The organism is Phenylobacterium sp. (assembly GCF_004297125.1).
Taxonomy (GTDB): Bacteria; Pseudomonadota; Alphaproteobacteria; order Caulobacterales; family Caulobacteraceae; genus Phenylobacterium.
Genome location: NZ_SCVD01000010.1, coordinates 1 through 9,238, shown reverse-complemented (window position 1 = coordinate 9,238; position 9,238 = coordinate 1). Strand labels below are relative to the sequence as shown.

At 69.7% G+C, this 9,238-nt stretch carries 8 protein-coding genes and 2 pseudogenes; 3 read left to right on the top strand and 7 right to left on the bottom strand.

What is annotated here, in order from left to right:
• Together EPO51_RS05120 and EPO51_RS05115 are read left to right on the top strand one after the other, a co-directional pair.
• A pseudogene (locus tag EPO51_RS05120) lies at window positions 1–373 on the top strand (3,4-dihydroxy-2-butanone-4-phosphate synthase); the annotation flags it as partial.
• The gene (locus EPO51_RS05115; RefSeq protein WP_293346786.1) at window positions 370–1,557 is read left to right on the top strand and encodes a CaiB/BaiF CoA transferase family protein; all 1,188 of its coding nucleotides are present in this window, start codon (window positions 370–372) and stop codon (window positions 1,555–1,557) included. The pseudogene EPO51_RS05120 and the gene EPO51_RS05115, both read left to right, overlap by 4 nt.
• Here EPO51_RS05115 and EPO51_RS05110 read toward each other — a convergent pair whose 3' ends face one another.
• Genes EPO51_RS05110 through EPO51_RS05080 form a run of 7 tightly spaced genes read right to left on the bottom strand, consistent with a single transcriptional unit; the run spans window position 1,558 to window position 8,962 of the window.
• On the bottom strand, window positions 1,558–3,009 hold the full coding sequence (locus tag EPO51_RS05110; protein WP_293346783.1) for an oxidoreductase: 1,452 nt from the start codon (window positions 3,007–3,009) through the stop codon (window positions 1,558–1,560).
• Window positions 2,993–3,406 (bottom strand): RidA family protein, encoded by a 414-nt coding sequence (locus EPO51_RS05105; RefSeq protein WP_293346781.1) that lies wholly within the window; start codon window positions 3,404–3,406, stop codon window positions 2,993–2,995. Before EPO51_RS05105 ends, EPO51_RS05110 begins: the two co-directional genes overlap by 17 nt.
• A gap of 25 nt (window positions 3,407–3,431) precedes the next feature.
• A complete protein-coding gene (locus EPO51_RS05100) occupies window positions 3,432–4,595 on the bottom strand; it encodes an acyl-CoA dehydrogenase family protein (protein ID WP_293346778.1) in 1,164 nt (387 codons plus the stop codon).
• Window positions 4,596–4,597: 2 nt separating this feature from the next.
• Window positions 4,598–5,416: an enoyl-CoA hydratase family protein gene (locus EPO51_RS05095; RefSeq protein ID WP_293346775.1), complete on the bottom strand. Its 819-nt coding sequence runs from the start codon at window positions 5,414–5,416 to the stop codon at window positions 4,598–4,600.
• A complete protein-coding gene (locus tag EPO51_RS05090) occupies window positions 5,413–5,895 on the bottom strand; it encodes a MarR family winged helix-turn-helix transcriptional regulator (protein ID WP_293346772.1) in 483 nt (160 codons plus the stop codon). Before EPO51_RS05090 ends, EPO51_RS05095 begins: the two co-directional genes overlap by 4 nt.
• Window positions 5,892–6,656, bottom strand: coding sequence for an SDR family NAD(P)-dependent oxidoreductase (locus EPO51_RS05085; RefSeq protein ID WP_293346769.1), 765 nt, complete (start codon window positions 6,654–6,656; stop codon window positions 5,892–5,894). The genes EPO51_RS05090 and EPO51_RS05085 overlap by 4 nt, the downstream gene beginning before the upstream one ends.
• The gene (locus EPO51_RS05080; protein ID WP_293346766.1) at window positions 6,656–8,962 is read right to left on the bottom strand and encodes a bifunctional salicylyl-CoA 5-hydroxylase/oxidoreductase; all 2,307 of its coding nucleotides are present in this window, start codon (window positions 8,960–8,962) and stop codon (window positions 6,656–6,658) included. The genes EPO51_RS05085 and EPO51_RS05080 overlap by 1 nt, the downstream gene beginning before the upstream one ends.
• A gap of 93 nt (window positions 8,963–9,055) precedes the next feature.
• Here EPO51_RS05080 and EPO51_RS05075 point away from each other — a divergent pair.
• Window positions 9,056–9,238: pseudogene (locus tag EPO51_RS05075) on the top strand (acyl-CoA dehydrogenase); the annotation flags it as partial.

Sequence of the window (9,238 nt, the reverse complement as noted above, 5' to 3'; positions counted from 1 at the left end):
CGAACCCGACAGGCCCACCCTCGTGCGCATGCACCGCGTCGACCTGGCCACCGACATGCTGGGCGCGGTGGAGACCCGCCGCGAATACGTCCCCAAGGCGCTGAAGGCGCTTTCGGAATACGACGGCGCCTCGGTGGCGGTGTTCATCCGCGACTCGAACCCGCACTGGCTCTCCGAGCGCTACGGCCAGCCCCAGGCCGACCACACCGACAACGTGCTGCGCGACTACGGGATCGGCGCCCAGATCCTCTCCGACCTCGGCGTGCGCGACATGCGCCACCTCTGGAGGCCCTGCACAGCGCTGCGACTCGACGATTATGGCCTCTCGGTCGCGAATCCCGCGCCGAGCGCGCTGGAGGATCAATCCCGATGACGCCCCTGAACGGCGTCCGCGTCCTGGAGCTGGGCGCGGTGCTGATGACCCCCTATGCGGGCCAGTGGCTGGCCGACCTCGGCGCCGACGTGGTGAAGGTGGAGCCGCCGGCCGGGGACTCGACACGGCGGACCGGCCCCGAGCACGAGCCCGGCATGGGCGCCATGTTCCTGGGCGCGAACCGCAACAAGCGCAGCGTGGTGCTCGACCTCAAGACCGAAGCCGGCCGCGAGGCGCTGCTCCGTCTCGTGGATGGTGCGGACATCCTTCTGCACAACAACCGGCCCCAGAAGATGGCCGCGCTCGGCCTGTCGCCCGAGGCGCTGCTGGCGCGCAATCCGCGGCTGGTGTGCGCCACCATGCACGGCTTCCAGGCCGATGGCCCCTACGGCGGCCGGCCGGCCTACGACGACGTCATCCAGGGACTGTGCGGGCTGGCGGATCTGATGGGCCAACGCTTCGGCGAGCCGCAGTACCTCCCGACCACCGCCGCCGACAAGACGGTCGGCCTCGTCGGCGTCATCGCGATCCTGGCCGCCCTGAACCATCGCGACCGCACCGGCAAGGGCGCCGTCGTCGAGGTGCCGATGTTCGAGTCGATGGTCGCCTTCACCGCCGTCGAGCACCTCTACGGCCGCCATTTCGACCCGCCCAAGGGGCCGGCCGCCTATCCGCGGCTGATGGCCCCCGACCGCAGGCCCCAGGCCACCGCCGACGGCTACATCTGCGCCCTGCCCTATACGGATGGCCACTGGCGCAGCCTGTTCCGCGCCGTGGGCAGGCCGGAACTGGCGGACGATCCTCGGTTCCGGGACATCAGCGCGCGGACCGCCAACGTGGCGGAGCTCTACGAAACGCTGGCCGCGATCCTGAGGGCCCGCCCCACGGCCGAGTGGCTGAAGCTGCTCGGCGAGCTGGAAGTGCCCTGCGCCGAGGTGAAGGGACTGGAGGACCTGATCGACGACCCGCACCTGGCCGCCACGGGATTCTTCACCGTCCTCGACGACGAGACGGGCCGCGTCCGACACCCGGGCGTCCCGGTGCTCTTCGATGGCGAGCGCCCGCCGATCCGCCGCCCGCCGCGTCTGGGCGAACACACCGAGGAGGTGCTGCGGGAAGCAGGCCTGAGCCCGACCGACGTCGCCGCCCTGGCGCCCCCAGGGCCCGGCGCCACCGAACCTTAGCTACGGCACGTCGGGCTCCCACGGCGGCGCGGTCATCCAGCGCTTGCCGTCGGGCGTACGGCGGCCCGCCTTGCGCGGAGACCGATCCCACAGCTGGCAGGTGACGGGCGCGTGCTTCTGGTCCAGCGCCTCGCAGTAGTTGGTGAACCCGCAGACCCGTACGGCGTCGCCTCGTCCGGCGCGCACTTTGCGCCACCAGTCCGGATCGGCCAGCGCCTGGCGCGCCATGCCGACCACGTCGGCCACGCCGGCCTCGAGCGCCGCCTCGGCCTGGGCGAACCCGTGGAAGCCGCCGGCCACGACGATGGGCGTCTCGAACCCCGCCACGCGGACCGCCGTCCGGACCGCCTCCGCCGCGGTCACGTTTCGCCCGAAGGGACCGCGCTCGTCGGACAGGAACGACGGCATGCACTCGTAGCCGCTTGGGCCCGTGTAGGGATAGGCGGCCGCGCCCACCTTGGGCGGCTGCGCGTCCTCGAACTTGCCCCCGCGCGAGAGCGACAGGAAATCGAAGCCGGCGCGGGCAAAGGCCTCGCCGATCCGGCAGGCTTCGGGAAGGGCCGTGCCGTCCACGATGCATTCGTCGGCCAGGAAGCGGCAGCCCACCACATGGTCACGACCCACGGCCTCGCGGACCGCGGCATAGACCTCGAGCGGCAGGCGCAGCCGACCCTGGAGATCGCCGCCATAGCCGTCGGCGCGCGTGTTCCCGGCCGAAAGGAAGGAGGCCAGGGTGTAGGCGTGAGCGTAGTGCAGCTCCACGCCGTCGAAGCCGGCCGCCTTCGCCCTTCGAGCCGCCGCGGCGAACAGCGGCGGCAGCCGCGCCGGCAGGTCGGCGATGTGCGCGAGCTCGGTGTCGGTGACGCGCTCGCGGTAGCCCATCCGCAGGCTTTCCAGTTCGCGGGGATCGAGGATCCGCGCCAGCCCACCGTCGTCCAGGCCCAGGATCAGCGCCCGCACGGCTTCGTCGTCCGCATCCGCCTGCAGGGCCTCGCGATGCCGGTCGGTGATCTTCAGGAAGCGGGTGAGGAAGGTCTCCCGATCCACCCGCCGGCGGATGGTCAGGAAGTCGATGAGCTGGATGAACAGCCGCGTCCGGCCACCGCTCGCGCGGCGGACAGCCGCCGTCAGGCGCTCCAGGCCCGCAAGGAAGCGGTCGTCGCCGATCCGCAGCAGGGGGCCGCTCGCCACGTCGCGGACGCCGGTGGCCTCGACCACCACCGCGGCCGGCCCGCCGGCGGCAAAGCGCTCATACCACTCGACCACGGTGTCTGTGACGAAACCCTCGTCCGAGGCGCGCCAGGGGACCATCGCCGGCACCCAGGTCCGTTGGTCCAGGCGCAGCGCGCCGAAGGCCAGCGGCGAGAACAGCCGCGAGCCGGCCGCGGCCTCGACGGTCGGCCAGGCGCCAGGGTCCGGGGCGTGGCGGACCTTCTCAGGCGGACGCCACATCGTCCGCCTCGCCGGGCAGGACGGCCGTGGCCTCGATCTCGACCAGGGCGGCGTCCTCGACCAGGCCCGCCACGATCACGACCGCCATGGTCGGGAAGTTGCGCCCCATTACATTGCGATAGATCTCGCCCACCCGCCGCTGGTCGCGGACATAGGCGGGCTTGTCGGTGATGTACCAGGTGAGCCGGACCAGGTGCTCGGGCCCCGCGCCGGCCTCCTTCAGCACGGCGACGATGTTGTGCAGGGTCTGTTCGAACTGACCGGCGAAGTCCGGCGGGAAGCGGCCCTCGGCGTCCCATCCGATCTGGCCCGCGACGAAGACGAGCCGTCCGCTGGCGGCGACGCCGTTGGCGTAGCCCTTGGGCCGGGGCCAGCCCGAGGGCTGAAGGATCTGCATCGATGTTCCTCTCGTGCGCGAGATGTCAGGCGAAGGCGGCCAGCGCCTGGCGCGCGATGACCACCTTCTGGACTTCGGTAGCGCCCTCGTAGATGCGCAGGGCGCGGATTTCGCGATAGAGCCGTTCGACCGCCTCGCCGCTGACGACGCCCTGGCCGCCGAACAGCTGGAGGGCCGCATCGATCACCCGCTGGGCGGACTCGGTCGCCTGCAGCTTGGCCATCGCGGCCTCACGAGTGACGCGCGGCTGGCCACGGTCCTTGGCCCAGGCGGCGCGGTAGACGAGCAGCGCGCTGGCGTCGATCGAGAGCGCCATGTCCGCGAGGCTCGCCTGCGTCATCTGCAGCTCGCTCAGGGGCTCGCCGAAGAGCTTGCGCGTGGACGCGCGTCGCAGCGCCTCGTCGTTCGCCCGGCGGGCGAAGCCCAGGGCCGCGGCCCCGACGGTGGAGCGGAAGACATCCAGCGTCGCCATCGCGATCTTGAAGCCCTCGCCCGACGCTCCAATCAGATGGTCATCGGGTACGAAGCAGTCGTTGAAGCGCAGACTGACCAGCGGATGCGGGGCGATGATGTCGATCCGCTCGGTGACCTCGAACCCGGGGACGTCGGTCGGCAGAACGAAGGCCGAGATGCCGCGGGCGCCCGGTGCGTCGCCCGTACGGGCGAACACCGTCAGGACGTCGGCGATGGCGCCGTTGGAAATCCAGGTCTTCTCGCCCGAGATCCTATAGCCGCCGGCAACCTTCTTGGCATGGGTCGACATCGCCGCGACATCCGAGCCGGCCTCGCGTTCCGACAACGCGAAGCCTGCAATCGCGGCGCCCGAGGCGACCTGAGGCAGCCACTCGCGCTTGATGGCCTCGGCCCCAAACAGGCTGATCGCGCCCGTACCCAGCCCCTGCATCGCGAAGCTGAAATCCGCCAAGCCATCGTGATAGGCCAGCGTCTCACGGGCCAGGCACAGCGAGCGCACGTCGAGGCCCGGGTTGGCCCCACCATAGGCCGCCGGAACACACAGGCCGAGCCAGCCGGCCTCACCCAGACGCGCCACGAGATCGCGGCAAGTCGCCTCCACATCGGCGTGGGGCGTTCCGGCAAGGTTCGCTTGGCTCCAGTTCCACAGCCCCTCATGCAACAGAGCGTGCCGGTCGTCGAAGAACGGCCAGTCGATGAACGTCTTGTCCGCCATGTTCAGTCGCCCTGGAACGCGGGCTGGCGCTTGTCACGAAACGCCTCGAAGGCGCGCCGGAAGTCCTTCGTCTGCATGCAGATCGCCTGCGCCTGAGCTTCCATTTCGATGGCCGTCTCCAGGCTCACGTTCCACTCCGTGTTGAGCTGCGTCTTGGTGATGCCGTGCGCGAACGTCGGGCCGGCGATGAGCGTGCGCGCCCAGGCCACGGCCTCGGACAACACGGTCTCGGGCTCCACCAGGCGATTGTAGAAGCCCCAGCGCTCGCCCTCGTCGGCCGACATGTTCCGGCCCGAGAACAGCAGGTCGCTGGCGCGGCCCTGGCCGATGAGGCGGGGGAGGATGGCGCAGGCGCCCATGTCGCAGCCGGCGAGGCCGACCCGGGTGAACAGGAACGCGGTCTTGGTGCGGGGCGTGGCGATCCGCAGGTCCGAGGCCATGGCCATGATGGCGCCGGCGCCGACGCAGATCCCGTCCACCGCCGCGATCACGGGTTGCGGGCAGCCCCGCATCGCCTTGACCAGGTCGCCGGTCATGCGCGTGAAGGCCAGCAGGCCCGTCATGTCCATCTCGGTGAGCGGCTCGATGATCTCGAAGACGTCACCGCCGGAGCTGAAGTTGCCGCCCTCGCCCGTGGCCACCACGGCCTTGACCGCCGGCGCATAGACCAGGGCCCGGAAGGTGTCGCGCAGCTCGGCGTAGCTCTCGAAGGTGAGCGGATTCTTCCGCTCGGGGCGGTTCAGGGTCACGACGGCCACGCCGTCCTCGAACGTCCACCTGAAATGCCGCGGTGAGAACGTGGCCGGGTCGAAGGCGGTCATATGGGATTTTCCTCGATGGACAGTCGCAGGCGCTGGAGGCCCGCGAGGAGGGTTTCGAAATCCTGGTCGGTCAGGTCGCCCATCGCGTGGTCGAGCCACGCCTCGTGCTGCCGCGCCATGCCGGCGAAGTCTTCCCTGCCCTTCGGGGTCAGGCGGACGCGGATGATCCGCCGGTCGGCTCCGTCGGCCAGCCGCTCCACCAGCCCGTCGCCGATCAACCGCTCGACGATGGCCGTGACGTTGCCCTTGGAGACGAGCAGCCAGTCGGACAGCTCGCTCATCTTCAGGCCGTCGGGATTGCGGTCGAGCGCGGCCAGGACGTCGAAGCGCGGCAGCGTGGTGTCGAACTCCACCGCGAGTCGGGCGCGCACGCGCTTCTCGATGGTCATGGAGCAGCTCAGGAGTCGCAGCCACAGGCGCAGCGACTGCTTGCTGTGCGGCGCGCCGCCGAGCTTCTCGATCATGTAGGGCTGGGTCACATTACTTCTCCGCCGGCCACGACGATGGCCTGGCCGGTGACCGAGCGCGCATCGTGGCTCACCAACCACGCGACGGTCCCCGCCACTTCCATGGGATCGATCAGTCGGCCCTGCGGGTTGCTGGAGGTGAAGCTTGTGCGCGCGTCGGCCTCGGTCCGCCCCGTCCTCTCCGCGATCGTCTCGACCGCGTCGCGGATGATGTCGGTGTCTGCGTAGCCTGGACAGATCGCATTCACGGTGATGTTCGTCTGCGCCAGCTCCACGGCCAGCGCCCGCGTCAAGCCGAGCAGGGCGTGCTTGCTGGCCACATAGGCGGACACGTAGCCGTAGCCCTTGAGCGACGCGGTGCTCGCGATGCTGACGATCCGGCCGGCGGCTAGGTCGCGCATGGGGGCCAACACCTGGCGGGTGCAGTGGACAGCGCCCAGCACGTTGGTGCGCCACATCGCATCCCAGTCCGCGTCCGACTGCCGCGCGAAGGGGGCGGTCCGCACGATGCCCGCATTGTTCACCAGGACAGACACCGGCCCGGCGCCCGAGACCGCCTCTGCGAAGGCCGCCCCGACGCGTTCCGGATCGGTGACGTCGCAGGGGACCAGCTGGGCGTTCGGCAGTTCGGTGGAGGCCCGGGCCAGGCGATCAGGATCGCGGCCCATGAGGGTCACCGCGAAGTCCATGGCCGACAGTTCCCGGGCGATCGCCAGGCCGATCCCACTTCCCCCGCCGGTGACGACGGCGTGCGGCTTGTCTGCGTCCGCCATCAGACCAGCAGGGTCATCTGACCCGCCCGCTCGAGGTTGGTGACCAGCTGGCGGTAGCCGCTCTGGTACTGCACGGGGGTCGGCGGGTCGGCGATCTTCTGCTGGGCCGCCGCGCGCAGGGTCCAGTTCGGGTCCATCTGGTGCGGCCGCGCCAGGGCGCAGAGGTCGGCGCGGCCGGCCACGAGGATCGAGTTCACATGATCGACCTCGTAGATGTTGCCCACCGCCATGGTGGCGACACCCACCTCGTTGCGGATCTTGTCGGCGAAGGGGGTCTGGAACATCCGCCCGTAAACGGGACGCTCGGCCTTGGTGACCTGGCCCGACGACACGTCGATGATGTCGACGCCCGCCTCTGCGAAGGCCCGGCTGATCTCCACCGCCTCGGCGGGCGTCACCCCGGCGTCGCCCACCCAATCGTGCGCCGAGATGCGGACCGACATCGGTCGATCCTCCGGCCAGACGGCGCGCATGGCGCGGAAAACCTCCAGCGGGAAGCGCAGGCGGTTCTCCAGGCAGCCTCCGTACTCGTCGGTGCGGCGGTTCTGAGTGGGGCTGATGAATCCCGAGAGCAGATAGCCGTGGGCGCAATGGAGCTCGAGCATGTCGAAGCCCGCGCGCGCCGCCCGACGGGTGGCCTCTACGAACTGGTCGCGGACCACGTCCATGTCGACGCACGTCATCGGCCACGGCGCCGCATTGGCGTCGGACCAGGCCACGTCGGACGGCCCCACGACCGGCCAAGCGCCCTCGGCCAGGGGCGCATCGATCCCCTCCCAGGCCACCCGGGTGGAGCCCTTCGCGCCGCTGTGGCCGAGCTGGACACAGACCTTGGCCTCGGTGTGCCCGTGAACGAAGTCGACGATGCGCGCCCAGGCGGCTTCCTGCTCGTCGTTCCACAGGCCGGGGCAGCCGGGGGTGATTCGCGCCTGCGGCGAGATGCAGGTCATCTCGGTGTAGACGAGAGCCGCACCGCCCAGTGCGCGGGCGCCGTAGTGCACCATGTGGAATTCGGTTGGGGTTCCCTCGACGGCCGAGTACATGGCCATCGGCGACACCACGATCCGGTTCTTCAGCTCCAGGCCGCGCAGCCTCAGCGGCGTGAACATGGGCGGCGTCGGCGACTGGACCGGACCGCCGGTCGCCCGCTCGGCGAACCAGCGCTCGATGTCGGCCATCCACCGGGGATCGCGCAGCCGCAGGTTCTCGTGGCTCACCCGCTGGCTGCGGGTGAGCAGCGAGTAGGCGAACTGCGGCGGCTCGAACTGCAGGTAGCGCTCCAGGTCCTCGAACCAGTCAGTGGAATTGCGCGCCGCGCTCTGCAGCTTGAGCACCTCCAGGTGGCGCTCCTCGCGGTACTGGGTGAGCGCCGCCTCGGGCGTGAGGCCGGGGTCGTCGAGCACCTGGGCCAGCTTGATGGCGTCCTCGAAGGCCAGCTTGGTTCCCGAGCCGATAGAGAAGTGCGCCGTGTGGGCCGCGTCGCCCAGGAGGATGCAGTTCCGATAGTGCCACGTCCCGCAGAGGATGCGGCGGAAGTTGAGCCACGCCGAGCCACGCAGGTGGCCGGCGTTCGTCATCAGGGCGTGGCCACCCAGGTGCTTCTCGAAGATCCGCTCGCACGTGCGGCAGGTCTCCTCCTGGGACATCCCCTCGAAGCCGAAGCTCTCGAAGGTCTCGGGCGAGCACTCGACGATGAACGTTGCCGTCTCCTTGTCGAACTGGTAGGCGTGAGCCCAGATCCAGCCGTGCTCGGTCTTCACGAAGATGAAGTTGAAGGCGTCGAAGCGCTGGTGGGTGCCCAGCCAGACGAATTTGTTCCGGCGCACCTCGATGTCGCAGTCGAAGTGTTCGGCGAAGCGCTCGCGCAGCTTGCTGTTGATGCCATCCGACGCGATGACGAGATCGTAGCTCTCCAGCAGGGCTTCGTCCGCCTCCACCTCGGCCTCGTAGCGAAGCTCGATACCGAGCTCGACGGCCCGGGCCTGCAGGATCTCAAGCAGCCGCTTGCGCCCGATGCCGATAAAGCCGTGACCGGTCGAGGTCACCTTCGAGTCGTGCCGCCCGTCGTCGACGTGGATGTCGATATCGTCCCAGTGCGCGAGCTCGGCGCGCATGGCGCTGGCGCTGACCGGATCGTTCCGGGTCAGGTTTTCCATGGTCTGATCCGAGAAGACGACGCCCCAGCCGAAGGTGTCGCCCTCGCGGTTCCGCTCCAGCACCACGATGTCATGCTCGGGACGCCGCAGCTTCAGCGAGATGGCGAAGTAGAGCCCGGCCGGCCCACCGCCCACGCACGCGATCCGCATGATTTTCCTCCGACGTTGCGACGGGACCTTGCGACAACGGCGATTTTAGTTCAAGCCTAAAATGTCGTTACCTAAACTATATGGAGACCTCCCATGCCGCTCGACGCTGGCGCGCCCCAGAAGACCTACCGCTGGGACGATCCCCTGGATCTGTCGTCGCGGCTCTCGGAAGAGGAGCGGATGGTGTGGGACGCGGCGCGCCAGTACGCCCGCGAAAAGCTGTTGCCGCGCGTGGTGTCGGCCTATGCCGAGGAGCGGTTCGACCGCGAGATCATG

Bases quoted from the DNA above. Each gene is read 5' to 3' on its own strand.
- EPO51_RS05115 (WP_293346786.1), top strand. From the start codon at position 370: ATGACGCCCCTGAACGGCGTCCGCGTCCTGGAGCTGGGCGCGGTGCTG.
- EPO51_RS05110 (WP_293346783.1), bottom strand. From the start codon at position 3,009: ATGTGGCGTCCGCCTGAGAAGGTCCGCCACGCCCCGGACCCTGGCGCC.
- EPO51_RS05105 (WP_293346781.1), bottom strand. From the start codon at position 3,406: ATGCAGATCCTTCAGCCCTCGGGCTGGCCCCGGCCCAAGGGCTACGCC.
- EPO51_RS05100 (WP_293346778.1), bottom strand. From the start codon at position 4,595: ATGGCGGACAAGACGTTCATCGACTGGCCGTTCTTCGACGACCGGCAC.
- EPO51_RS05095 (WP_293346775.1), bottom strand. From the start codon at position 5,416: ATGACCGCCTTCGACCCGGCCACGTTCTCACCGCGGCATTTCAGGTGG.
- EPO51_RS05085 (WP_293346769.1), bottom strand. From the start codon at position 6,656: ATGGCGGACGCAGACAAGCCGCACGCCGTCGTCACCGGCGGGGGAAGT.
- EPO51_RS05080 (WP_293346766.1), bottom strand. From the start codon at position 8,962: ATGCGGATCGCGTGCGTGGGCGGTGGGCCGGCCGGGCTCTACTTCGCC.